Raw genomic sequence first — 22,460 nt, forward strand, 5'->3', positions numbered from 1 at the left:
CGCTGCACGGGCGCGCGAGCGCACACCGCACCACCTGTACGACGACCGCTCCGACCGTCTCATTCGCGCCCGGACGCCGATCTCCGGCGTCCGGGCCGCGGTGTCCGCGGCGATGCCGAAGCGGCGGCGTTCGCCCGTGGCGGACGCCCGGGAGCCGAACGAGGAGACCGTGCTGATCACCGGCTCCTCGGTCGCCGCATCAAGATCGCGCAGTCGCTGCAGGTCAGCGGCGGAGACCAGAGCAACGAGCGGCTTGCCGTGGCGCGTCAGCACCACCTGCTCACCGCCGTAGACAACGCGGTTGATCAGTTCCGCGAGCTCCGCACGCGCTTGTGTCACCGGTACTTCATGGGCCATGCTCCCCATCATATCGAGATGTACGTCCTGTACATTTTTTACATGGAGGTGCCGCCATGATCCGACCCACCGCCCGCTACGTCCTGCCCGAGTTCACCGAACGCACCAGCTCCGGGACCCGCACCATGGACCCGTACTCCAAGCTGCTGCAGGAACGCGTCGTCATCCTCGGGACCCAGATCGACGACACCTCCGCCAACGACGTCATGGCGCAGTTCATCCATCTGGAGAGCTCGGCACCCGGGCAGGACATCTCGCTGTACATCAACTCCCCCGGCGGCTCGTTCACCGCCATGACCGCGATCTACGACACGATGCAGTTCGTCACCTGCGACGTGTCCACGGTCTGCATCGGCCAGGCGGCCTCGGCCGCCGCCGTGCTGCTCGCCGCCGGCGCCCCCGGCAAGCGCATGATCACTCCGGGCGCACGGGTCCTCATCCACCAGCCGTCGTTCGGGCAGGCAGTGCAGGGCACCATCGCGGACCTGGAGATCCAGGCCCGGGAACTGCTGCGCACCCGGGAGAAGTTGGAGGAGCTGCTGGTGCGCCACACCGGACAGGAGCCCGAGCGGGTCAGCGCCGACATCGAGCGCGACATGATCCTCGACGCCACGCAGGCGCTGGCCTACGGCATCGTCGACCGCGTCACCCTCAGCCGGAAGACCAACGGCACCGCACACGGCATCCGGTGACACCGGTGGTGCCGGAACTGCCGCCGCTGCCGGCCCTGACGCGCTCCGAGGGCGAACTCGTCGACCGCTATCTGGAGATCGTGGACCTGCTGGGACGGATCAACCCGTCCCGCTCCCGCGACACCTACGGCGCGCTGCGCGCCGCCCAGGCCTTGGTCGGCAGGGCGACGGCGCTGCGCGAGGCGCTGGCGGTGATGCACGACCGCGGCGAGACCGAGGTGCACACCGGCACGCTGGGCAGGGCGCTGCGCGTCCTGGACGGTGAGCGGCGGACGTCCCTGGTGGTCGTCCCGCCTCCGCCGGGCCACTGAACGGCCCATCGGGGGCGACATCCGGCCGCACGTTCGGAGTAGTCACCCTTGCGCGTGACGGGTGGATGTTGCAGCACCGACTTGCGACGTCCGCCCGTCACGGTCGGTGCTTCCGCCCCAGGTCAACCGGCGTGCGCCAGGGCGGAAACGGCAGCGGTCGGCGTTCCGTCCACCCAAATAGGTGATTGGTGACGAGAATCACATAAAGCCGTTTGTGTACCGATCCGAGCGCATTCGTGAGTCATGCTCCCTTCGACGACAAGACCCCGCCGCCGTGGTGGGGCGGTCCGAGCGGACGCCCAATCCTGCCGCCGCCCGGATGCCCGGTCGACACTGCAACGGCAGGAACGGAGGACCCAGGCACGACGGGGCCGGCCCAGCGGTATCCAGGCCGTCCCCTTGGGGTGAAGCCGCGTCAGCGGCCGGGATTCTTCGCCTGCCCGAACCCGACAGGTCATCCTTCGCAAGCGGACGACGAAGGGTTTCGCATGGCCACGTTCGGCATGTCCACACGTCTGTCCCGTTTGGGGGCCGCCTCGGTCCTCACCGCCGCCGCTGTCGCGGTCCCCGCCCTGTTGCCGGCCACCGCCACCCACGCCGACGCGGCCACCGCCTCCGCCAAGGCCCTGAGCGTCGCGGCGTCGAAGAAGGGCTCTCCGTACCAGTACGGCGCCGCGGGGCCGAACCGTTTCGACTGCTCCGGACTCACTCTGTACTCGTTCAACAAAGCCGGCAAGAAGCTGCCCCGCACCACCGGCGCCCAGTACAACAGCACCAAGCACATCGCGGCTTCAAGCCGCCAGGCCGGCGACCTGGTGTTCTTCCACACCGGCAGCAGCGTCTACCACGTGGGCATCTACGCCGGCAGCGGCAAGATCTGGCACGCCCCCAAGACGGGCACCCGGGTCCGGCTGGAGAAGATCTGGACCGGCAGTGTCTGGTACGGGCGGGTCCGCTGACGCACCGCGGGGCCCGGCCGTCCGGGCCCCGCTCGGCCGTTGGGCGACGCGGGCGGAGCGGCGGAGCGGGCGGATAATCCCGGCAAGGACGCCTGCCGGACGGATATGTTGACCCCGCTCGGGACCAACCCTCCGGCCGGGAGCCGTATATGACCTATCTCAACCCCGTCCACCACATCACCTTCGACGCCGCCGATCCGTACCGTCTCGCCGTGTTCTGGTCCGAGTTGACCGGCTACGTACTGGAGGACTCCGACCCGGGTGACTCCGAGGTGCTCATCGATCCGGGCCAACCGGGTGTCCCCGGAATGCTGTTCATCCGGGTGCCCGAAGGCAAGTCGGCCAAGAACCGGGTGCACCTGGACATCCAGCCGCCCACCGGTACCCGCGACGAGACGGTCGCGCGGCTGACCGGGCTGGGCGCGACAGTGGTCAGTGACCAGCGGAGGCCGGACGGAACGGGATGGGTGTACATGGCCGACCCGGAGGGCAACGAGTTCTGCGTCGAGCGCAGCGCCCCCGAACGCGCCCGGGCGGCGGCCGGGACGACCCAGGCGGCTGAAGCACCTCAGGCATGAGCCTGCCGCGGATCCTGGCCGATGTGGAGAAGGGCGTCCTGCCCGCCCCGGACGGCGGGGTGACCCTCGTGCCGCAGCCCTCGGAGCGCGACGCCGGAGTCTTCTCCTTCGCCGCGCACGCCGTCGTGTTCACCGATACCGACCACGACTGGATGCGCGGTCTGCTGACCCCCGGCGATCTCGCCGCGCCGCTCAGCCCGGCGTTCCTGGACGCCCTGGGCCGGCGCGTCGGCCGGCGGGTGGAGAACATCGACATGATGGTGCTCGCCCAGCCGCTGCCGGGGCCGCCGGATCTGCGACTGGAGCCGGCGACCGACCGCGCCCATCCGCGGATCGTCCGGGCGCTGCAGCGCCGTGACGACGTACGGGCCTGGACGACACCTGGCGGCACCGTGCTGATCGGCCGCGGCGTCGGCGGCCGCTGGGAAGCGGCCCTGGAGGTCGACCCCGGCGCGCGCGGAACGGGCCTGGGCCGCCGCCTCGCCCGCGCCGCCCGCCACCTGGTGCCCGGCGGCCGTCCGCTGTGGGCCCAGATCGCCCCGGGAAACGCCTCCAGCGTGCGCGCCTTCCTGGCCGCCGGATACGTCCCGGTGGGTGCGGAGGCGCTACTGGTCGCGGACCACGGCTGACGTTCCCGGGCCGGGCTCCCACACCTCGATCACGGCACACCGGTCGCGGCGCCCCGATCACGGCACACCGCTCGCGGCCACACCGGTCACTGCACCGGGACCGCCCAGGGGAGCATGATCCAGACGGTCTTGCCGCCGTCCGGCGTGGGGGTCACCGAGAGCCGGCCGCCGGACTCCGCGGTGAGATGGCGGATGATGACCATGCCGCGCCCGTTGTCCTGCTGGACGGCGGCCGGCAGCCGCTGCGGCCAGCGCGGATGGCTGTCGGTGACCCCGATCCGCAGGTGTTCGGACCGCTCCAGCTGGACGTCCACGGTGAAGGTGGGTGACTGGCCGAGGGTGTGCAGCACGGCGTTGGTGGCGAGTTCGGAGACGATCAGCCGGACAGCGTCGACTGCGGGCGCGTTCTCGGGCATCCCCCAGTCCGCCAGCAGCCCGCAGACGTACCGGCGGGCCGTGGTGACCGAGGCGGGGTCGCTCGGCAGGGTGACGGATGCTTCCTGGAGGTCTGCCATGGCGACGCTGTCCCTTTCCCGCCGTGCCCCGAGACTCCGTCGTGCGGTCTGCCCGCAGGGAGCCGCGGACGGCTACTTCGCGCCAGAGTGCCACCTATGGTGCCGCTATTGCGGCCGATCCACAGCGATATGCATATATCTGTCGCTCAAAGCGGTGAACCCTGCTACGCGAGAACGTATTCAGGCGCAGACTGTCGCACTGGTGACGGTCTGAAAAGTTCCTTCAGGAAGGGCGGCGCGCGATGCAACGGATCCCCGCGGTACGACGCCGAAAGCTCGGAGCGGAACTCCGGCGGCAACGCGATCTGGCCGGGATGACGAGCGGCGAGGCCGCCCGCAGGGCCGGCTGGCACCAGCCGAAGGTGAGCCGTATCGAGACCGGCCGCAGCAGCGCGCGGCCGGAGGACGTGGCCTGTCTGCTGGACATCTACGGGGTCCGCGACCGTGAACTGCGCGACCTGTTGGCGACCTTGGCCGGGAAGGGTACCCAGCGCGGCTGGTGGCACGACTTCCGCGACGTACTGCCCCCGGAGTACCGCGACTTCATCAGTCTGGAAACCGGCGCCGGCCGGGCGCGCACCATGGAGAACAGCGTGGTGCCCGGCCTGCTGCAGACCCCGGCGTACGCCCGCGCGCTCACCCGCTCGGTCCTCCCGCAGCTCGGGGCACGGGAGGTCGACGCCCTGGTCGAGGTGCGGACGGCCCGGCAGGCCGTGCTGGAGCAGGATTCCCCGCTGGAGCTGCACGCTCTGCTCGACGAGGCGGTGCTGCGGCGCAATGTCGGCGGAGCACAGGTCATGGGGGCGCAGTTGCGACACCTCGCGGAAGCCGCCAGGATGCCGCGGATACGGCTGCAGGTTCTGCCCTTCGCCGCGGGCGGCCACATAGGTGTTACGGGATCTTTCGTAATCTTCTCCTTCCCGCTCATTGCCGATCTGGACGTTGTTGTTATCGACCATTTGACGAGTAGTCTCTATGTGGATCGACAAGAGGATCTCAGGGCCTACAGCGCCGCGTTCGACCGATTGCGCTCCCACGCCCTGTCGTACGACGACTCATTGGCGTTCATTTCCGGGATCGGCTCCGGGAACGACTCCTGGATCGGCTCCGGGAACAGCAAAGGCGCGTAAGGAGGCACCATATGCCGGTACTGCCTCGGTACGTTTCCTCCAGCACAACTCCTTGTGCGACGCGGTGGCAACGCAGCAGCTACAGCACCGCGGCCAACAATTGCGTCGAAACGGCCCGGTTGTCCGCAGGACAGCTGGCCGTGCGCGACTCCAAGAACCCCGAGGGACCGGTGCTGCTGTTCGCGCCGGCCGCCTGGGACGACTTCGTACGGGCGCTACGCGCCGGTGAGTTCGCCGGACCGGGCTGAGTCGCGAGGCGCGGTGCGCACGATCACCCCGACCGCCTCGGCGATCTGCTGATCCGTCAGATCGCCGCGGGCGGTCAGCCGCAGCCGCGAGATGCCGTCGGGCACCGACGGCGGGCGGAAGCACCCCACCGCCAGGCCTGCGTTCCTGCAGTCCGCCGCCCACTGGAGCGCCTCCCCGGCCGACGGGGCACGCACCGCGACCACACAGGCGTCCGGCCGGGCCGACCGCAGCCCCGCCGCGGTCAGCCGGTCGTACAGCTGCAGGGCCACCGCACGGGCCCGCTCCGCGCGCTCCGGCTCACCGCGCAGCAGGCGCAGCGCGCCGAGCGCCGCGCCCGCCGCGGCGGGCGCGAGCCCGGTGTCGAAGATGAAGGTGCGGGCGGCGTTCACCAGGTGCTCGATCACCCGGGCCGGGCCGAGCACCACTCCGCCCTGGCTGCCGAGCGATTTCGACAGCGTGGCGGTGACGACCACGTCCGGCGCGCCGGCCAGGCCCGCCGCCCAGGCCGCGCCCCGGCCGCCCTCGCCCAGGACGCCCAGTCCGTGGGCGTCGTCCACGAGCAGTGCCGCGCCGTGCTCGCGGCAGGCGGCGGCCAGTCCGGTGAGCGGGGCCGCGTCGCCGTCGACGGAGAAGACCGAGTCGGAGACGACGACGGCGGGCCCGTCGTGCGCGTCCAGCGCCTTGCGCACCGCTTCCGTGTCGCGGTGCGCGACGACCTCGGTGTCGGCGCGCGACAGCCGGCAGCCGTCGATCAGCGAGGCGTGGTTGGAGGTGTCGGAGACGATGAGCGTGCCGGGCCCGGTCAGCGCGGTGACAGCGGCCAGGTTCGCGGCGTAGCCGGAGGCGAAGACCAGGGCGGCCTCGAACCCGCAGAATTCGGCGAGCTCCGCCTCCAGTTCGGTGTGCAGCTCGGTGGTGCCGGTGACCAGCCGGGAACCGGTGGAGCCCGCGCCCCACTGCAGGCAGGCGTCGGCCCCGGCCCGGGTGACCTGGGGGTGCCGGGCCAGTCCGAGGTAGTCGTTGCCCGCCAGGTCCAGCAGTGTCGACTCCGCCTGCCGCGGTCGCAGGGTGCGGACGAGGCCGGCCTCGCGGCGCCGCTCGGCGTGGGCGTCGATCCAGTCGAACGGGTCGCGGCTCATCGGGGTCCCTGGGGTCGGCGGGGCGGGCTCTGGCGGGTCCGCCGGGGGGTCCGGCGGTGCGGTGCGGAGGTGCGGGTGGGCCTGGCAGCAACGTACTGGTCGGGCCGCCCGGACAGGGTGTGGCGATACACACACCTATAGCCACCCCTGTTGTGCGGTCCATCATTGGCTCTCGGCCCCTCGGTGGGCCAGGATCGCCCCTATGGATCTGCTGAACACGCTGGTGGACAAGGGGCTGCGCCGAGAGCTGCCCACCCGGGATGAGGCGCTTGCCGTACTGGCGACCTCCGACGATGACCTGCTCGATGTGGTGACCGCGGCCGGCAAGGTGCGGCGCCAGTGGTTCGGGCGCCGTGTGAAGCTCAACTACCTGGTCAACCTCAAGTCCGGGCTGTGCCCGGAGGACTGCTCGTACTGCTCGCAGCGGCTCGGCTCCACGGCCGGGATCCTGAAGTACACCTGGCTCAAGCCGCACGAGGCGGCGGCCGCCGCGACGGCCGGTGTCGCGGGCGGGGCCAAGCGGGTGTGCCTGGTGGCCAGCGGGCGCGGTCCCACGGACCGCGATGTGGACCGGGTCTCCCGGACCATCGAGGCGATCAAGGAGGAGAACGAGGGCATCGAGGTGTGTGCGTGCCTGGGCCTGCTCTCCGCCGGTCAGGCGGACCGGCTGCGCGAGGCCGGCGCGGACGCGTACAACCACAACCTGAACACCTCCGAGGCGACGTACGGGGGCATCACCACCACGCACACCTACGCCGACCGGGTGGACACCGTGCAGCAGGCACAGGCGGCCGGGCTGTCCGCGTGCTCCGGTCTGATCGCGGGCATGGGCGAGTCCGACGCCGACCTCGTGGACGTGGTGTTCGCGCTGCGTGAGCTGGACCCGGACTCGGTGCCGGTCAACTTCCTGATCCCGTTCGAGGGCACCCCGCTGGCCGAGGAGTGGAACCTCACCCCGCAGCGCGCCCTGCGGATCCTGGCGATGGTGCGGTTCGTCTGCCCCGACGTGGAGGTCCGGCTCGCCGGCGGCCGCGAGGTGCACCTGCGCTCCCTGCAGCCGCTCGCGCTGCACCTGGTGAACTCGATCTTCCTGGGCGACTATCTGACCAGCGAGGGCCAGGCCGGCCAGGCCGACCTCGACATGATCGCCGACGCCGGCTTCGAGGTGGAGGGCGCGGGTACGGTCACGCTCCCCCAGCACCGCGCGGACGTGGCGCACGCCGGCGGCGGCTGCGGCTCGCACGAAGCGGGCGGCGGCTGCGGCTCGCAGAACGAGGACGCGGGCTGCGGTTCGCACGCCGACGGCGGCGGCTGCGGTCCCTGTGGCGGCGCGGCGCAGGGCGCACCCGAGCCGGTGGCGGAGCCCGCGGGCGCACCGGACCAGGAGCCGGTCCCGGCGGGTGCCGCCCGCACCGGACTGGTCGCCGTCCGCCGGCGCGGAGCGGGAACGGACCTGCCGCCCAATGCCTGAGCCTCTCATCACGCCGCCGGCTCCGGTGGCGCTGACCCCCGATGCGCTGCTGGCGCTGGACCGGGAGCACGTCTGGCATCCCTACGGGCCGATGCCCGGCCGTCAGGAGCCGCTGATCGTCGCATCGGCGTCCGGGGTCCGGCTGCGGCTGGCCGCCCCGGCGGAGGGCAGGACCGAGCTGATCGACGGCATGGCGTCCTGGTGGTCGGCGATCCACGGCTACAACCACCCGGTCCTCAACGAGGCCGCGCGCGGCCAGCTCGACCGGTTCAGCCATGTGATGTTCGGCGGGCTCACCCACGAGCCCGCCGTCCGCCTCGCGGCGCGACTGGTGGAGATCACCCCGGAGCCGCTGCGCCATGTCTTCCTCACCGACTCCGGCTCGGTGTCGGTCGAGGTCGCGGTCAAGATGTGCCTGCAGTACTGGCGTTCGCTGGGCCGGCCGGCCAAGCAGCGGCTGCTGACCTGGCGCGGCGGCTACCACGGGGACACCTGGCAGCCGATGTCGGTGTGCGACCCCGACGGCGGGATGCACGAACTGTGGTCGGGGGCGCTCCCCCGGCAGGTCTTCGCCGACGCGCCGCCGTCCGGTTTCGTCGCCGAGCCCGACCCGCGTTACGTGGCCCATCTGCGGGAGCTGATCGGCCGTCACGCCGATGAGCTGGCGGCGGTGATCGTCGAGCCGGTGGTACAGGGCGCCGGCGGGATGAAGTTCCACTCCCCCGCCTATCTGCGGGTGCTGCGCGAGGCGTGCGACGAGCACGACGTGCTGCTGGTCTTCGACGAGATCGCCACCGGCTTCGGCCGCACCGGCGCTCTCTTCGCGGCGGAGCACGCCGGGATCTCGCCCGACGTGATGTGTCTGGGCAAGGCGCTGACCGGCGGTTATCTGACGATGGCGGCGACGCTGTGCACCACCCGGGTCGCCGACGGCATCTCGCGCGGTGAGGTCCCGGTTCTCGCGCACGGCCCGACGTTCATGGGCAACCCGCTCGCGGCGGCCGTCGCGTGTGCCTCGATCGACCTGCTGCTGTCGCAGGACTGGGCGGGCGAGGTCAAACGCATCGAGGCCGGACTGCTCGACGGACTGGCGCCCGCCGCCGCGCTGCCGGGCGTACGGGACGTCCGCGTGCTCGGGGCGATCGGGGTCGTCCAGCTCGACCATCAGATCGACATGGCCGCGGCCACCCGGGCCGCGGTGGGGGCGGGTGTGTGGCTGCGCCCGTTCCGTGATCTGGTGTACATCATGCCGCCCTACGTCACCGGGGACGAGGACGTGGCGCGGATCTGTGCGGCGGTCCTGGCGGCCGCGCGCGCGGGCTGACAACCGGGGGCGGACGGCGCGGAGCGGTCGGCGCGCCGTCCGGCATCGACACGAGGAGGAAGCGGTCACATGGCGGTACTGGCGGTCACGGGGACGGGCACGGAGATCGGGAAGACGGTGGTGACCGCGGCGGTCGCCGCGGCCGCACTGGCGCAGGGGCTGAGCGTCGCCGTGCTCAAACCCGCCCAGACGGGCCTGGCGGAGGGTGAGCCGGGTGACGCGGCCGAGGTGGCGCGGCTGGCCGGCGGGGTCACCGCGGTCGAACTCGCCCGCTACCCGGAACCGTTGGCGCCCGCGACCGCGGCCCGGCGGGCAGGACTGCACCCGGTGCGTCCGACCGAGATCGCCGAGGCGGCCGCGAAGCTGTCCGCCGTGCACGACGTGGTGCTGATCGAGGGCGCGGGCGGACTGCTGGTGCGCTTCGACGACGGCGGCTCGACCCTGGCCGATGTGGCGAAGCTGCTCGGCGCCGCCGTACTCGTGGTGGTGCCCGCCGGTCTCGGCACGCTCAACACGGCCGCGCTGACGACGGAGGCGCTGGCCGCGCGGGACCTGCGGTGCGCCGGACTCATCGTCGGCAGCTGGCCGGCCGAACCGGACCTGGCGGCCCGCTGCAATCTGACCGACCTCCCGGAGTCGGCGGGGGTGCCGCTGCTCGGGGCGGTCCCGGCCGGTGCGAGCACCCTCACCCCGGAGGAGTTCCGAGCCGCCGCGCCGGGCTGGCTGGCCCCGCAGCTCGGCGGTGTCTGGGACGCCGAGGAGTTCACCCGGACCGAGGGACGCGGCTAGGGCGTGTTGCGAAGTCCCGTCCGGCTATCCGGCTATCCGCCCCAGCCGCGCAGCTCGTCCGCGATCCGGCCGACGCCGGCGGAGCCGTCCTTGACCAGCCGGGCCAGATCGCGGACCTGCTCCGGTGAGGTGGTGACCTTGAGTCCGCTGGCGACGAGGTAGGCGTACGCGACCGCCGAGGCGAACATCGCGTTGGACCGCTCCAGGGCGGGGACGTGCACGAGTATCTGCAGCAGTGCGGCGGCGCGGTCGTGCGGGTCGGGGTAGACGGGGGTGCCGAAGATCTCCGCCTGGTGCCGGCTCACCGCCGCGAGCAGCGCGCCCCAGTCGGTGACCTGTGGGTCGCCCGGGGTGTTGTGCTCGGCGACCATGAGCAGCCAGGCCAGGTCGATACGCAGGCTCAACGGCTGCCTTCGCGCTCCGTGCCGAACTCCTCCGCGAACACCGACTCGTAGCTCTTCATGAAGTCGGCCGCGGCCTCGACGAAGGTGCGTCCGCGTTCACCCGCGTCCTGCTGGACGAGCTCTTCGATGTACCGGTTCACGCTGATGCCCCGGCGCGAAGCCCGGTCCCGGGCCGTTTCGGCGGTGGACTCTTCCACCCGCACGTTCAACTGGGTCTTGGCCATACCTACAAGCTAGCGCCGATCCGCTAGTAGCGGCAAGTGGGCCACGGCGGATCCCGCCGGCCGGCGGCTACCTCAGCGGCTTGGTCCAGCGCCGCCACGGCTCCTCGGGGCCATAGCCGGCCGCCTTCCAAGCGTGGTGCGCCAGCTCGTTGCGCTGCAGGACCATCGCGTCCGCCCGCCGCCCGCCCAGCGCGACGAAGCGTTCCTCCGTCGCCGCCAGCAGCGCCGCGGCGATCCCCTGGCGCCGGGCGCCGGGGTGCACGGCCAGCCGGTAGATATGGCACCGCCAGCCGTCGAATCCGGAGATCACCGACCCCAGGAGCACACCGTCGCGTTCGGCCAGGAGCAGCGCCTCCGGGTCCCGGGCGATCAGCCGGGCCACGCCCTGCTCGTCGTCACTGATGCTGGCGCCCTCGGCCGCCACCTGCCAGAAGCCGAGTACGGCCGCGATGTCCGAGGGGGCCGCCGCGCGGATGTGAAGGTCGTTCATGCGGCGCAGTCAAACAGCCGGCTCGCCCCCGCGGCCAGTGGTTTCCGTCCCGTCAGCCCGGAAGCGGACGGGACGGAAACCACTCGCGGGTCATGCCACGCCCAGCCAGCTCTCGGCGCCGAAGGAGCCCTTGATGTCGGAGGCGATGGTCTCGTGGTTCACCAGGAACCCCAGCTCGAAGACGGTGGTCTTCTCCGGCCCGCGGACCCGCATGCGCACCGGGCTGTCGCCCGGGTGGGCGCGCAGGATCCGCTTGAGCTCGTTGATCGTCGGCTGGTTGAGCTTGTGGGCCCGCATGAACAGCTGGACGGGAGGCTTGCCGCCGTACTCGGCCGACGAGATGTCCAGCTCCATCAGTTCCTGACCGGCGATGTTGATCGTTCCGTCGCGGTCGTTGATCCGTCCGGTCACCGCGACCACGGTGTCCGGGATCAGGGCGTGCTGCACGAGCTGGTAGGAGGCGGGGAAGAAGCAGATCTCCATGTTCGCGTCACGGTCGGCGAGGTGCACGATCGCCCACGCGTTGCCCTGCTTCGTCATCCGCCGCTCGACGGTGGTGATCAGCCCCGCGAGTTTCACCACGCCCTGGGTCTGCCCGGAGGCGACCAGATCGGCGATGGAGGTGTCGCGGTTGCGGGCGAGGATGTGCTCGGCCCCGTCCAGCGGGTGCGCCGAGACGTACAGGCCCAGCATCTCGCGCTCGGTCGACAGCAGCTGCTTGCGCGGCCACTCGTCCTCGCCGATCTTGAAGTCCAGACCGAAGCCGCTGCCGCCGCCGTCGTCCCCGCTGTCGAGCGCGCCGAACAGGTCGTCCTGCCCGTACGCCTCGGCCTTCTTGACCGGGATGATCGCGTCGATGGCGTCCTCGTGGACCGCGGACAGTCCCTTGCGGGTGTGTCCGAGCGAGTCGAAGGCGCCGGCCTTGATCAGGGATTCCACGGCGCGCTTGTTGAGCGTGGTGATCTCGGCCTTGTCGAGGAAGTCGCTGAACGCCGTGTACTTGCCCTTGGACTTGCGGGAGGCGACCAGCGACTCGATGACGTTGGTGCCCACATTGCGCACGGACTTCAGACCGAACCGGACGTCGTCGCCGACGGCGGTGAAGTCGGCGGTGGACTCGTTCACGTCCGGGGGCAGCACCCTGACGCCCATCTTGCGGGCGTCGGCCAGGTAGATGGCGGCCTTGTCCTTGTCGTCGTCCACCGAGGTGAGCAGCGCCGCCATGTACTCGGCGGGGTAGTTCGCCTTGAGGTAGGCGGTCCAGTACGAGACGAGTCCGTAGCCGGCGGTGTGCGACTTGTTGAAGGCGTAGCCGGAGAACGGGAGCATGACGTCCCACAGCGCCTTGATGGACTCCTCGCTGTAGCCGTTGGTCTGCATGCCGCCGTGGAACTTCTCCCACTCGGCCGCCAGCACCTCGGGCTTCTTCTTGCCCATCGCGCGGCGCAGCAGGTCGGCGCCGCCGAGGCTGTAGCCGGCCAGCTCCCGGGCGATGGCCATGATCTGCTCCTGGTACACGAGCAGATGGAACGTGGTGCCCAGGATCGGGTCGAGCGCTTCGCGCAGCTCGGGGTGGATCGGTTCGATCTCCTGGCGGCCGTTCTTGCGGTGCGCGTAGTTGGTGTGCGCGTTGGCGGCCATCGGGCCCGGCCGGTACAGGGCGAGGACGGCGGCGATGTCCTCGAACCGGGTGGGCTCCATCAGCTTCAGCAGGGCGCGCATGGCGCCGCCGTCGAGCTGGAAGACGCCCAGGGTGTCGCCGCGGGCCATCAGTTCGTAGGTGGTGGCGTCGTCCAGCGGGATGGTCTCGGTCTTGAGGTCCACCCCCCGGTTCTCCTTCACGATCTTCAGGGCGTGATGGATGATGCCCAGGTTCCGGAGACCCAGGAAGTCCATCTTGACCAGCCCCATGTTTTCGCAACTGGGGTAGTCGAAGCCCGTGATGATCACGCCGTCCTTGTCCCGGCGGTGCATCGGGATCAGGTCCAGCAGGGGTGTCTTCGAGAGGATCACCGCGGCCGCGTGCACACCGGTGCCGCGGACCAGGCCCTCGATGCCCTTCGCGGTGTCGATGACGCGCTTGACGTCCGGCTCGTTCTCGTACATCTGCCGGATCTCGCCCGCCTCGCCGTAGCGGGGGTGCGAGGGGTCGAACATGCCGGTGAGCGGGACGCCCTTGCCCATCACGTCGGCGGGCATCGCCTTGGTGATGCGGTCGCCCATCGCGAAGGGGTAGCCCAGGACCCGGGAGGAGTCCTTGACCGCGGCCTTGGCCTTGATGGTGCCGAACGTGTTGACCTGGGCGGTGTACTCCTCCCCGTACTTCTCGGTGACGTAGCGCACCATCCGGTCGCGCTGGCGGTCGTCGAAGTCGAGGTCGACGTCGGGCGGGTTGATGCGCTCGGGGTTCAGGAACCGCTCGAACAGCAGCCCGTGCTCCAGGGGGCACAGCTCGGTGATGCGGGTGGCGTACGCGACGATGGAACCGGTCGCGGAGCCACGGCCGGGGCCGACGGGCACGTCGTTGTCACGGGCGTACTTGCAGATGTCGGCGACGACGAGGAAGTAGCTGGAGAACCCCATCGGACCGATGATCTTCATCTCGGTCTCGAAGCGCTCCATGACGGCGTCCGGGATGGGGTCGCCGTACCGCATCGCCAGGCCGCGCATGCACTCCTTGCGCAGCCAGGACTCCTGGTCCTCGCCCTCGGGCACCACGAACTGCGGCATCTGGTTGACCTCGGCGAAGACCTCGTCGTAGTCCTGGATGCGCTCGGCGATCAGCAGCGTGTTGTCGCACGCCTCGGGCAGTTCGGAGAACAGCTCCCGCATCTCGGCCGCGGTCTTGATGTAGTAGCCGGTCCCGTTGAACCGGAAGCGGCCCGGGTCGTCCTTGTTCTTGCCGACGCCGACGCACAGCAGAGTGTCGTGCGAGTCGGCCTCGCTCTCGTGCACGTAGTGCGAGTCGTTGGTCGCCAGGAGCGGGATCTTCAGCTCCTTGGCGATCTTGAGGAGGTCCTCGCGGACGTTGCGCTCGAGGTCCAGGCCGTGGTCCATCAACTCCAGGAAGTAGTTCTCCCGCCCGAACATGTCCTGGAAGTCGGAGGCCGCCTGGAGGGCCGCGTCGAACTGGCCGAGCCGGATCCGGGTCTGGATCTCGCCCGACGGGCAGCCCGTGGTCGCGATGATCCCCGAGGCGTGCTGGGAGATCAGTTCGCGGTCCATACGGGGCTTGCCGTAGAAGCCCTCGAAGCTCGCGAGCGAGGAGAGCCGGAAGAGGTTCCGCAGCCCCTGCGCGTGCTCGGCCCACATCGTCATGTGGGTGAAGCGGCCGCCGCCGCTGACGTCCTTGCTGCCCTCGCCGTCGTCCGAGACGGCCCGCTGCCCGCCTGGGCCCCAGAACTCCGGCTTCCGGTTGCGCCGCGAGGACGGCGCCACATAGGCCTCGATGCCGATGATCGGCTTGACCGGGCCCTTCTTCGCCACCTGGAAGAACTCGTACGCGCCGAACATGTTGCCGTGGTCCGACATCGCCACGGCCGGCATCCCCTCCTCCTCGATCTTCTTGAAGAGGATGGGCAGCTTCTGCGCGCCGTCGAGAAGCGAGAACTGGGTGTGATTGTGCAGGTGGACAAAGCTGTCGGACACCGGGCAGGCACCTCCGGGGCGGGTCGCGGGAAGCCTCCACCCTATCCCTCGGCACCCTCACCGGAAGCCTCCTCGCGGCCCTTCCCACATGATCGAAAACGGCGTGAAACAGTGACCTGGGGCGATCACGGAACGAGTTCGCGCAACACCGTGGGGTAGCCCGCGCGTGGCGTCGGGAGCGACCCGCCGGGCGCTCCGGAGGCCCCGCGCCACGCCGCGCCTTTGCCTTTCCTTTACTATGAGCGTGATCGAGTCCTCCGACGGAACGACCTCCAGGAAAGGTGTGAGCGTCCCTCCATGGACGAACCTCCCAGTAGCCGGCGCCGTGCGGACCGACCACCTCTGCCCGATCATGGGACGGAGGTGACCCGATGACCGAAGTGCTCCTCCTGGTGGTCGCTCTGCTGCTCACCCTCGCCTGCGGTGTCTTCGTCGCGGCCGAGTTCTCGCTCACGACGATCGAACGCGGTGAGCTGGAACGTGCGGAGCAGGCCGGTGAGCGCGGCGCCTCCGCCGCACTGCAGGCCGTCCGCACCCTGACGCTCCAGCTGTCCGGCGCGCAGTTGGGGATCACGGTCACCGGCCTGGTGATCGGCATGCTCTCCAAGGGCTCGATCACCGAATTGCTCACCGGCCCGATGCGGGCCGCCGGGCTGCCGGACTCCGCGGCCTCCTCCGCCGCGCTGGTGCTGGGCACCGCGCTGTCGACCGTGATGCTGATGGTCGTCGGCGAACTCGTCCCGAAGAACTGGGCGATCTCCCGGCCGCTGCCGGTGGCCAAGGCCGTCGCCGCCCCGCAGCGCGCCTTCACCGCCGCGTTCGGCCCGCTGATCCGGCATCTGAACAACACCGCCAACCGGATGCTGCGCCGGATGGGGCTGGAGCCCGCGGAGGAGCTGGCCTCCGCGCGCGGTCCGCAGGAGCTGGTGGCGCTGGCCCGGCACTCCGCCAAGGCCGGCACGCTCGAGGCCGACACCGCCGAGCTGTTCGTCCGCACCCTGAACCTGTCGGAACTCACCGCGGAGAACGTGATGACCCCGCGCGTCCAGGTCACCGCGCTCGACTCGCGGGCCACCGCCGAGGACGTCGCCGACGCGACCCGCGCCACCGGCCTGTCCCGCTTCCCCGTCTACCGCGGCACCCTCGACTCCGTCATCGGCACCGCCCACATCAAGGACGTACTGGCCGTTCCCGCCGGGCGCCGCCCGCGCTTCCCGGTCACCTCGCTGCTGCGCGAACCGCTGCTGGTGCCCGAATCGCTGACCGTCGACCGGCTGCTGGACCGGCTCGGCGGCAAGCAGTCCATGGCGGTCGTCATCGACGAGTACGGCGGCACGGCCGGTGTGGTCACCCTGGAGGACATCGTCGAGGAGGTCGTCGGCGAGGTCCGCGACGAGCACGACCCGCACGAGCTGTCCGACCTCACCTTCACCGGCGAGGACGCCGACGGCCGGCGGACCTACGACGCGGACGGCGCGACCCGCACCGACGACCAGCTGGAGGAGATCGGCCTGCACGCGCCCGAAGGCCCGTACGAGACCCTCGCCGGACTCGTCGCCCAGCGCCTCGGCCGGATCCCGGCCACCGGCGACACCGTCGAACTCGACGGCTGGCGGCTGGAGGTCACCGAGGCGGCCGGCCGGCGCGCCTCGCGCGTCCGGATCGTCGCACCGCCCGCCTCCGACAGCCCGTCGGCACCGAACGGGGAGAGCACCCGATGACCGTCCTGCAACTCCTCATCGGCGCCCTGACCCTCGTCGTCAACGCCTTCTTCGTCGGCGCCGAGTTCGCGATGATCTCCGTACGCCGCAGCCAGATCGAATCGCGCGCAGACGAAGGGGACCGGCGCGCCCGCAGCGTCATCTGGGGCCTGGAGCATCTGTCCCCGCTGCTCGCCGCCGCCCAGCTCGGCATCACGGTCTGCACCCTGGTGCTCGGCATCGTCGCGGAACCGGCCATCGCGCATCTGCTGGAACCGGTCTTCCACGCCGTCAACGTGCCCGACGCGCTCATCCACCCGATCGCCTTCGTGATCGCCCTGGCCGTCGCCACCTATCTCCACATGCTCATCGGCGAGATGGTCCCCAAGAACATCGCCCTGGCCGCACCCGCGCGCAGCGCGCTCGCACTCGGCCCGCCGCTGGTCACCTTCACCCGGGCGCTGCGGCCGGTGATCTTCACCATCAACGCCTTCGCGAACACCCTGCTGAGGCTGTTGCGGGTGGAGACCAAGGACGAGGTCGCGGCGGTCTTCTCCGACGCCCAGCTGTCCCGCATGGTGACCGACGCCGGTCTGGCGGGACTGCTGGACTCGCGGGCCACCGAACGGCTGCAGGACGCCCTGGAGCTGGGCCGCCGGCCCGTCGGCGAGGTCGCGCTGCCGACCGACCGCGTCGTCCGGGCCCCGCTCGGCATCACTCCCGAGGATCTGGAGCAGCTGTCCGCCCGCTCCGGCTTCTCGCGCTTCCCGGTGGCGGAGGGCGACGGCCGGGTGCTGGGCTATCTGCACGTCAAGGACGCCCTGTTCACCGAGCCGCGGGACCGGCCCTTCCCCCGTACGGCGCTGCGCCCGATCACCACGGTCAGCGCGGCCAGCCCCCTCGACGACGTCCTCACCGCCATGCGCGCCGGCCGGGCCCACCTCGCCTCGGTCGTCGACGAGCAGAGCCGCAGCATCGGCTTCGTCACCATGGCCGACGTCCTCAAGGAACTGGTCGGCCCGGCCGCGACCGGCAGGGACGCGGACCAGCCCGGTTCACCGGGTCCGGCCGGGGCCGCCCCCGCTTCCCGCTGACGGATGCCGCGCCGCCCGAAATGATTCCGGGCAAAAAATTACCCCGGACGTATTGACGTCCGGGGTAATTCCTTGCGTATATTAGGTGTTTCATGTCTTCGCGCGTCAAAACAGCGCGGAGAACTCTTATGCGCACACCGTACCGCGTCAGGAGCTGAATTGTCAACCGAGGAATTGCAGAAAGAACAGCAATTCGTCTCACGGCTCTACGAGCGCCTCGACACGCTCCGGGAGCAGGCCGAGGCCGCACTCCAGGCATCCTTTACCCAGGTGGGCAAGGGTCTCCAGGCCCGCCTCGAACGCGATGTGATCGCCACCGAGCGGACCGACCGGCTCTCCGGGCTGAATTCCGTGGAGTCCGGGCTCTGCTTCGGGCGAATCGACTTCGCCGATGGCATACGCCATCACATCGGCCGTATCGGAATCCGGCAGGACGACGCCGACCGGACCCCGCTCGTCGTGGACTGGCGGGCCCCCGTCGCACGTCCTTTCTATCTCGCCACCGGGCATTCCCCGATGGGCCTGCGCCGTCGCCGGCACCTCACCACCGTCGGCCGCACCGTCACCGCACTGCACGACGAGGTCCTGGACCTCACCGACGCGGTGCGCACGGGACACGAGGACCCGCGCGGGGACGCCGTGCTCCTCGCCGCGCTCGGGGCCGCCCGCACGGGCCGGATGGCCGACATCGTGCAGACCATCCAGGCCGAGCAGGACGAGATCATCCGCGCCCCGCACCGGGGCGTGCTCGTCGTCGAGGGCGGGCCCGGCACCGGCAAGACCGCCGTCGCGCTGCACCGCGCGGCGTATCTGCTCTACGCGTACCGCGAGCAGCTGGCCCGCCGCGCGGTGCTGATCGTCGGGCCCAACCCGGCCTTCCTCGGCTATATCGGCGAGGTGCTGCCGTCACTCGGCGAGACCGGTGTGCTGCTGTCGACCGTGGGAGAGCTCTTCCCCGGCGTCGCCGCCACGGGGACGGACGGCCCCGGGGCCGCCGCCGTCAAAGGGCGGGCCGGCATGGCCGATGTCCTCGCGAAGGTGCTGCGCGACCGGCAGACCGTCCCCGACCCGGCCCTTCCCATCCAGCACGAGCGCGAGACGCTGCTGCTGGAGCGGGCCGTCGCCGAGGACGCCCGGCACTGCGCGCGCCAGACCCGGCTGCCGCACAACCTGGCCCGCGCCCACTTCGGCCGCTTCGTCCTCGACGCGCTCACCGCACAGCTCGCCGACCGGCTGGGCACGGACCCGTACGACGGGGAGAACTTCCTCGACCCGGCGGAGGTCGAGCAGCTGGGCCGCGAGCTCAACGACAACCCCGCGGTGCACGCCGCCATCGACGCGTACTGGCCCTACCTCACCCCGCAGCAGCTGGTCGGGGGCTTCCTCGCCGATCCGGTCCAGCTGCCGGACGCGGACGCCGAGTTGATCCGCCGCACCGGCGGCGGCTGGACCGTCGGCGACATCCCGCTGCTGGACGAGGCCGCCGAGCTGCTCGGCGAGGACGACCGGGCAGCACGGGCCGCGGCGGCGCGGGAGCGCGGCGAGCAGGTGGCCTACGCCCAGGGGGTACTGGAACTGTCCTACGGCTCGCGCTCCTTCGAGTTCGAGGACGGGGAGTCCGAGGTGCTGACCGCCCACGACCTCATCGACGCCGAGCGCTTCGCCGACCGGCACGAGGAGACCGACCGCCGCAGCGCCGCGGAACGCGCCGCCGCCGACCGTACCTGGGCCTTCGGCCACATCATCGTGGACGAGGCGCAGGAGCTGTCCGCCATGGCGTGGCGGCTGCTGATGCGCCGCTGCCCGACGCGTTCGCTGACCCTGGTCGGCGACCCCGCCCAGACCGGCGATCCGGCGGGCTGCGACTCCTGGCGGCAGATCCTGGACCCGTACGTCGGGGACCGCTGGAGCCATGTGCGGCTGGGCGTCAACTACCGCACGCCCGCCGAGATCATGGAGCTGGCGGCCGGGGTGGCGAGGGCCGCCGACCCGTCGTACGAGCCGCCGCGCTCGGTGCGTTCGACAGGAGTACGGCCCCGGGTGTGCGTCACGGACGACCTCGTCCGTACGGTCGCGGAGGCCGCCTCCCTGGAGACCCCGGACGACGGCCGGCTCGCGGTGATCGCGCCGCGGGCACTGCACGAGGCACTGGCCGGGAAGCTCCCGGGGGTGATGGCGGGCGAGGAGCCCGATCTGACGCAGTCGCTCGTGCTGCTCGAACCCCGGCAGGCCAAGGGGCTGGAGTTCGACTCGGTGATCGTCGTCGAGCCGGCGCTCATCGTCTCCGGTTCCGCGCGCGGAGCCAGCGATCTCTATGTCGCCCTGACCCGTGCCACCCGGTCACTGGCCGTGGTGCACACCGGCAGCCTTCCGGAGGGCCTGGAGGAGTGACCGCCCGGAAGCGGGGTCGGCCGGGACGTCAGGACGGCAGCCCGGCCAGCAGGGCGTCGGTGGCCGGGCGGAGCAGCCGCGCACCGTCCTCGGTGGCTTCCAGTCCGATGACCAGGGCGAGGCAGATGTCGGCGGCGTCGGCCGGGTCGGGCGGACCCGTGCCCGCTTCGGCGAACACCCCGATCAGCAGGGCGCGCAGGTCGGCGGTGAAGCCGTGGCAGATGTCGCCGAACAGCCGGGCTTTCTCGTCGAGCAGTTCGGCGGTGTGCGGGGAGTCCCCGGCGAGTTCCAGCACCAGGTCGAGTTTGGCCGCCAGGATGCCGCGGATCCGTTCCGGGGCCGGGGCGTCGGCGGCCGCCGCCCGCCGGGCCCGCTCGAGCGCCCGGATGTGCAGGCGCTCGGCGAGCCGGCGGAAGGCGTCGTCCTTGCCGCGGACGTACTGGTAGACCGCCGACCGGGACACCTCCATCGTGGAGGCGATGTCGTCCATGGTGGTGCGCCGTACGCCGTACCTGGTCAGGCAGGTGTAGGTGGCGTCGAGCACCTCGGTCAGCCGGTCGGTGGGCATCGTACGGTCAGCCCAGGGCCTTGAGGAGCTCGGCGGCGAGCGGCGCGGACGAGGCCGGGTTCTGACCGGTGATCAGGTTGCGGTCGACGACCACGTACGGCGCCCACGCGTCGCTCTCCTGGAAGTCCGCGCCGATCTCGACGAGCCGGTCCTGGAGCAGCCACTTCGCCTTGTCGGCGAAGCCCGCCTGGGTCTCCTCGACGTTGGTGAAGCCGGTCAGCCGGTAGCCGGCGAACGGCGAGGTGCCGTCGGGGCGGGTGGCGGCGAGCAGCGCGGCAGGGGCGTGGCAGACCACACCGAGCGGCTTGCCGGAGTCCAGGGCGGCGGTCAGCAGCCGGCCCGAGTCGGCGTTGACGGCCAGGTCCTCCATCGGGCCGTGGCCGCCCGGGTAGAAGACCGCGTCGTAGTCGGCCAGTTCGACCTCCTCGAGCTTGACGGGCTTCTTCAGGGCGGTCATCGCGGCGAGCTCGGCGACGATCGCGTCGGCCGCCTCCTGGCCGCCGTTCACCTCCGGCGCGAGGCTTCCCCGGTCGACCGTGGGGACGACTCCGCCGGGGGTGGCGATCACGATCTCGTGGCCGGCACCGGTGAAGGCACGGTAGGGAGCCACGGCCTCCTCGGCCCAGAATCCGGTGGGGTGCTTGGTGCCGTCGGCCAGCGTCCAGTGGTCGGCGCCGGTCATCACGAACAGGATCTTTGCCATGTCACATCTCTCGGTGGGGGCGACGGTCCGACATTCCGTACGTGGAGTGTCAGATCGCTGTCGATCTCGAACGTAGGCCGCCGATCCATCGAAATCCAATAGAATCACCACCATGAGCCATAGGAATCCCGATGGATCGGAGCTACCAGGACCGGGGCCCGTACCCCCTCCCCTGGACCTCACCCTGCTGCGGACCTTCCTGGCCGTGCACCGTGCCGGCTCCTTCACCGCGGGAGCGAGGCTGCTCGGCCTGTCGCAGCCGACGGTGACCGCCCAGGTGCGGGCCCTGGAGGAGCGCCTGGGGCGCCAGCTCTTCGACCGGCTGCCGCGCGGCGTCGCGTCCACAGCGGTCGCCGACCAGCTGGCGGCGGATGTCTCGGCACCGCTGGACGCCCTCGCGGGGATCACCGGCCGGGACCACTCGGACCGGCGGATACCCGCAGAGCCGGTGCATCTGGCCGGGCCCGCCGAGCTGCTCTGCCTCCGGGCGCTCCCGGCGCTGGCTCCGCTGACCGGCGAGGGAGTGCGGCTGCGGATCACCACCGGCCTCACCGACGACCTGCTGGAAGGGCTCCGCGCCGGCCGCTACGACCTCGTCATCTCGACGGTCCGGCCGCGCGGCCGCAGCGTCACCGCCGTCCCGCTCATGGACGAGGAGTTCGTCCTCGTCGCGGCACCCTCCTGGGCGGAGCGGATCGGCTCCGGCGCCGTCGCGGCCGAGGGACCGGCCGCGCTGCGCGCCGCTCCGCTGATCACCTACGCGGAGGACCTGCCGATCGCCCGCCGCTACTGGCGCCATGTGTTCGGCACCCGGCTGTCCGCCCAGGCCGCCATCACCGTCCCGGATCTTCGCGGCGTTCTCGCCGCGGTCGTCGCGGGAGCCGGTGTCACCGTCCTGCCGCGCTACCTCTGCGCCGCCGAACTCGCCTCCGGTGCCCTCGTCGCACTCCTCGAACCCGAGGACCCGCCCATCAACACCGCCTACCTCGCCCAGCGCCCCGGGGCCGGCGAACTCCCGCATGTCGCGCTGGTCCGCGACCAGCTGCTGCGGGCGGGGCGTACCTGGTAGTCACCCAGCAAAGATTGGATGACTTC

22 protein-coding genes, 1 pseudogene and 1 riboswitch are annotated in these 22,460 nt (G+C 71.2%); of the genes and pseudogenes, 14 read left to right on the forward strand and 9 right to left on the reverse strand.

Annotated features, from left to right (window positions below; genetic code table 11):
* Window positions 1-102: 102 nt before the first annotated feature.
* Window positions 103-357, reverse strand: a pseudogene (locus O3W51_RS23890) (type II toxin-antitoxin system Phd/YefM family antitoxin); the annotation flags it as partial.
* Window positions 358-413: 56 nt separating this feature from the next.
* Here O3W51_RS23890 and O3W51_RS23895 point away from each other — a divergent pair.
* From O3W51_RS23895 to O3W51_RS23915, 5 genes are all read left to right on the forward strand, one after another.
* On the forward strand, window positions 414-1,049 hold the full coding sequence (locus O3W51_RS23895; RefSeq protein ID WP_138354511.1) for an ATP-dependent Clp protease proteolytic subunit: 636 nt from the start codon (window positions 414-416) through the stop codon (window positions 1,047-1,049).
* Window positions 1,050-1,054: 5 nt separating this feature from the next.
* Window positions 1,055-1,360, forward strand: a complete 306-nt coding sequence (locus O3W51_RS23900; RefSeq protein WP_138354562.1) for a hypothetical protein — start codon at window positions 1,055-1,057, stop codon at window positions 1,358-1,360.
* Window positions 1,361-1,681: 321 nt separating this feature from the next.
* Window positions 1,682-1,845, forward strand: a riboswitch (cyclic di-AMP (ydaO/yuaA leader).
* 18 nt (window positions 1,846-1,863) lie between these two features.
* Complete coding sequence (locus O3W51_RS23905; RefSeq protein ID WP_138354510.1) at window positions 1,864-2,319, forward strand: C40 family peptidase; 456 nt, start codon at window positions 1,864-1,866, stop codon at window positions 2,317-2,319.
* A gap of 149 nt (window positions 2,320-2,468) precedes the next feature.
* On the forward strand, window positions 2,469-2,897 hold the full coding sequence (locus O3W51_RS23910) for a VOC family protein (protein ID WP_138354509.1): 429 nt from the start codon (window positions 2,469-2,471) through the stop codon (window positions 2,895-2,897).
* Window positions 2,894-3,526: a GNAT family N-acetyltransferase gene (locus O3W51_RS23915; RefSeq protein ID WP_138354508.1), complete on the forward strand. Its 633-nt coding sequence runs from the start codon at window positions 2,894-2,896 to the stop codon at window positions 3,524-3,526. Before O3W51_RS23910 ends, O3W51_RS23915 begins: the two co-directional genes overlap by 4 nt.
* Window positions 3,527-3,612: 86 nt before the next feature.
* On the opposite strand, the gene O3W51_RS23920 is transcribed toward O3W51_RS23915, so the two are convergent.
* Window positions 3,613-4,041 (reverse strand): ATP-binding protein, encoded by a 429-nt coding sequence (locus tag O3W51_RS23920; RefSeq protein WP_138354507.1) that lies wholly within the window; start codon window positions 4,039-4,041, stop codon window positions 3,613-3,615.
* Window positions 4,042-4,283: 242 nt separating this feature from the next.
* Between O3W51_RS23920 and O3W51_RS23925 the strand changes: the two genes are divergently transcribed.
* A complete protein-coding gene (locus O3W51_RS23925) occupies window positions 4,284-5,171 on the forward strand; it encodes a helix-turn-helix domain-containing protein (RefSeq protein WP_138354506.1) in 888 nt (295 codons plus the stop codon).
* Window positions 5,172-5,182: 11 nt separating this feature from the next.
* Window positions 5,183-5,419: a DUF397 domain-containing protein gene (locus tag O3W51_RS23930; RefSeq protein WP_138354505.1), complete on the forward strand. Its 237-nt coding sequence runs from the start codon at window positions 5,183-5,185 to the stop codon at window positions 5,417-5,419.
* On the opposite strand, the gene O3W51_RS23935 is transcribed toward O3W51_RS23930, so the two are convergent.
* Window positions 5,387-6,559 carry an 8-amino-7-oxononanoate synthase gene (locus tag O3W51_RS23935; protein WP_138354504.1) on the reverse strand — a complete coding sequence of 391 codons (1,173 nt, stop codon included), beginning with the start codon at window positions 6,557-6,559 and terminating at the stop codon, window positions 5,387-5,389. The genes O3W51_RS23930 and O3W51_RS23935 overlap by 33 nt on opposite strands.
* A 202-nt stretch (window positions 6,560-6,761) precedes the next feature.
* On the opposite strand from O3W51_RS23935, the gene bioB reads away from it, so the two are divergent.
* The 3 genes from bioB (at window position 6,762) to bioD (ending at window position 10,143) form a co-directional block, all read left to right on the forward strand.
* Window positions 6,762-8,030, forward strand: a complete 1,269-nt coding sequence (gene bioB, locus O3W51_RS23940) for a biotin synthase BioB (RefSeq protein WP_138354503.1) — start codon at window positions 6,762-6,764, stop codon at window positions 8,028-8,030.
* The gene (locus O3W51_RS23945; RefSeq protein ID WP_138354502.1) at window positions 8,023-9,354 is read left to right on the forward strand and encodes an adenosylmethionine--8-amino-7-oxononanoate transaminase; all 1,332 of its coding nucleotides are present in this window, start codon (window positions 8,023-8,025) and stop codon (window positions 9,352-9,354) included. Before bioB ends, O3W51_RS23945 begins: the two co-directional genes overlap by 8 nt.
* Before the next feature lie 69 nt (window positions 9,355-9,423).
* A complete protein-coding gene (gene bioD, locus O3W51_RS23950; protein ID WP_138354501.1) occupies window positions 9,424-10,143 on the forward strand; it encodes a dethiobiotin synthase in 720 nt (239 codons plus the stop codon).
* A gap of 32 nt (window positions 10,144-10,175) precedes the next feature.
* Here the strand turns inward: bioD and O3W51_RS23955 are convergent, their stop codons facing one another.
* The 4 genes from O3W51_RS23955 to dnaE all read right to left on the reverse strand — a co-directional run bounded on the left by O3W51_RS23955 (window position 10,176) and on the right by dnaE (window position 14,909).
* Window positions 10,176-10,547, reverse strand: coding sequence for a fic family toxin-antitoxin system, toxin component (locus O3W51_RS23955; RefSeq protein WP_138354500.1), 372 nt, complete (start codon window positions 10,545-10,547; stop codon window positions 10,176-10,178).
* Complete coding sequence (locus O3W51_RS23960) at window positions 10,544-10,771, reverse strand: antitoxin (protein WP_138354499.1); 228 nt, start codon at window positions 10,769-10,771, stop codon at window positions 10,544-10,546. Before O3W51_RS23960 ends, O3W51_RS23955 begins: the two co-directional genes overlap by 4 nt.
* 67 nt (window positions 10,772-10,838) lie before the next feature.
* Window positions 10,839-11,261, reverse strand: a complete 423-nt coding sequence (locus O3W51_RS23965) for a GNAT family N-acetyltransferase (protein ID WP_138354498.1) — start codon at window positions 11,259-11,261, stop codon at window positions 10,839-10,841.
* 90 nt (window positions 11,262-11,351) lie between these two features.
* Window positions 11,352-14,909, reverse strand: coding sequence for a DNA polymerase III subunit alpha (gene dnaE / locus O3W51_RS23970; RefSeq protein WP_138354497.1), 3,558 nt, complete (start codon window positions 14,907-14,909; stop codon window positions 11,352-11,354).
* Window positions 14,910-15,280: 371 nt separating this feature from the next.
* Here dnaE and O3W51_RS23975 point away from each other — a divergent pair, with 371 nt between their 5' ends.
* The 3 genes from O3W51_RS23975 to O3W51_RS23985 all read left to right on the forward strand — a co-directional run bounded on the left by O3W51_RS23975 (window position 15,281) and on the right by O3W51_RS23985 (window position 20,094).
* Window positions 15,281-16,630 carry a hemolysin family protein gene (locus O3W51_RS23975; RefSeq protein WP_138354496.1) on the forward strand — a complete coding sequence of 450 codons (1,350 nt, stop codon included), beginning with the start codon at window positions 15,281-15,283 and terminating at the stop codon, window positions 16,628-16,630.
* The gene (locus tag O3W51_RS23980) at window positions 16,627-17,703 is read left to right on the forward strand and encodes a hemolysin family protein (RefSeq protein WP_138354495.1); all 1,077 of its coding nucleotides are present in this window, start codon (window positions 16,627-16,629) and stop codon (window positions 17,701-17,703) included. The genes O3W51_RS23975 and O3W51_RS23980 overlap by 4 nt, the downstream gene beginning before the upstream one ends.
* Before the next feature lie 159 nt (window positions 17,704-17,862).
* On the forward strand, window positions 17,863-20,094 hold the full coding sequence (locus tag O3W51_RS23985; RefSeq protein ID WP_232485791.1) for a HelD family protein: 2,232 nt from the start codon (window positions 17,863-17,865) through the stop codon (window positions 20,092-20,094).
* A 28-nt stretch (window positions 20,095-20,122) separates the two neighbouring features.
* Here O3W51_RS23985 and O3W51_RS23990 read toward each other — a convergent pair whose 3' ends face one another.
* Together O3W51_RS23990 and O3W51_RS23995 are read right to left on the reverse strand one after the other, a co-directional pair.
* Window positions 20,123-20,662 carry a TetR/AcrR family transcriptional regulator gene (locus O3W51_RS23990; protein WP_138354494.1) on the reverse strand — a complete coding sequence of 180 codons (540 nt, stop codon included), beginning with the start codon at window positions 20,660-20,662 and terminating at the stop codon, window positions 20,123-20,125.
* A 7-nt stretch (window positions 20,663-20,669) separates the two neighbouring features.
* Window positions 20,670-21,365, reverse strand: coding sequence for a type 1 glutamine amidotransferase domain-containing protein (locus tag O3W51_RS23995; RefSeq protein ID WP_269287320.1), 696 nt, complete (start codon window positions 21,363-21,365; stop codon window positions 20,670-20,672).
* Window positions 21,366-21,477: 112 nt separating this feature from the next.
* Between O3W51_RS23995 and O3W51_RS24000 the strand changes: the two genes are divergently transcribed.
* Entirely contained in the window at window positions 21,478-22,434 is a 957-nt protein-coding gene (locus tag O3W51_RS24000; RefSeq protein WP_138354492.1) for a LysR family transcriptional regulator, read from the forward strand.
* Window positions 22,435-22,460 lie beyond the last annotated feature (26 nt).

Origin of the sequence: Streptomyces sp. H39-C1, assembly GCF_027158125.1 — a bacterium.
Taxonomy (GTDB): Bacteria; Actinomycetota; Actinomycetes; order Streptomycetales; family Streptomycetaceae; genus Actinacidiphila; species Actinacidiphila fildesensis.

Coding starts and splice junctions, on each gene's coding strand:
- O3W51_RS23895 (WP_138354511.1), top strand. CDS start 414: ATGATCCGACCCACCGCCCGCTACGTCCTGCCCGAGTTCACCGAACGC.
- O3W51_RS23905 (WP_138354510.1), top strand. CDS start 1,864: ATGTCCACACGTCTGTCCCGTTTGGGGGCCGCCTCGGTCCTCACCGCC.
- O3W51_RS23910 (WP_138354509.1), top strand. CDS start 2,469: ATGACCTATCTCAACCCCGTCCACCACATCACCTTCGACGCCGCCGAT.
- O3W51_RS23915 (WP_138354508.1), top strand. CDS start 2,894: ATGAGCCTGCCGCGGATCCTGGCCGATGTGGAGAAGGGCGTCCTGCCC.
- O3W51_RS23920 (WP_138354507.1), bottom strand. CDS start 4,041: ATGGCAGACCTCCAGGAAGCATCCGTCACCCTGCCGAGCGACCCCGCC.
- O3W51_RS23925 (WP_138354506.1), top strand. CDS start 4,284: ATGCAACGGATCCCCGCGGTACGACGCCGAAAGCTCGGAGCGGAACTC.
- O3W51_RS23930 (WP_138354505.1), top strand. CDS start 5,183: ATGCCGGTACTGCCTCGGTACGTTTCCTCCAGCACAACTCCTTGTGCG.
- O3W51_RS23935 (WP_138354504.1), bottom strand. CDS start 6,559: ATGAGCCGCGACCCGTTCGACTGGATCGACGCCCACGCCGAGCGGCGC.
- bioB (WP_138354503.1), top strand. CDS start 6,762: ATGGATCTGCTGAACACGCTGGTGGACAAGGGGCTGCGCCGAGAGCTG.
- O3W51_RS23945 (WP_138354502.1), top strand. CDS start 8,023: ATGCCTGAGCCTCTCATCACGCCGCCGGCTCCGGTGGCGCTGACCCCC.
- bioD (WP_138354501.1), top strand. CDS start 9,424: ATGGCGGTACTGGCGGTCACGGGGACGGGCACGGAGATCGGGAAGACG.
- O3W51_RS23960 (WP_138354499.1), bottom strand. CDS start 10,771: ATGGCCAAGACCCAGTTGAACGTGCGGGTGGAAGAGTCCACCGCCGAA.
- O3W51_RS23965 (WP_138354498.1), bottom strand. CDS start 11,261: ATGAACGACCTTCACATCCGCGCGGCGGCCCCCTCGGACATCGCGGCC.
- O3W51_RS23975 (WP_138354496.1), top strand. CDS start 15,281: ATGACCGAAGTGCTCCTCCTGGTGGTCGCTCTGCTGCTCACCCTCGCC.
- O3W51_RS23980 (WP_138354495.1), top strand. CDS start 16,627: ATGACCGTCCTGCAACTCCTCATCGGCGCCCTGACCCTCGTCGTCAAC.
- O3W51_RS23990 (WP_138354494.1), bottom strand. CDS start 20,662: ATGCCCACCGACCGGCTGACCGAGGTGCTCGACGCCACCTACACCTGC.
- O3W51_RS23995 (WP_269287320.1), bottom strand. CDS start 21,365: ATGGCAAAGATCCTGTTCGTGATGACCGGCGCCGACCACTGGACGCTG.
- O3W51_RS24000 (WP_138354492.1), top strand. CDS start 21,478: ATGAGCCATAGGAATCCCGATGGATCGGAGCTACCAGGACCGGGGCCC.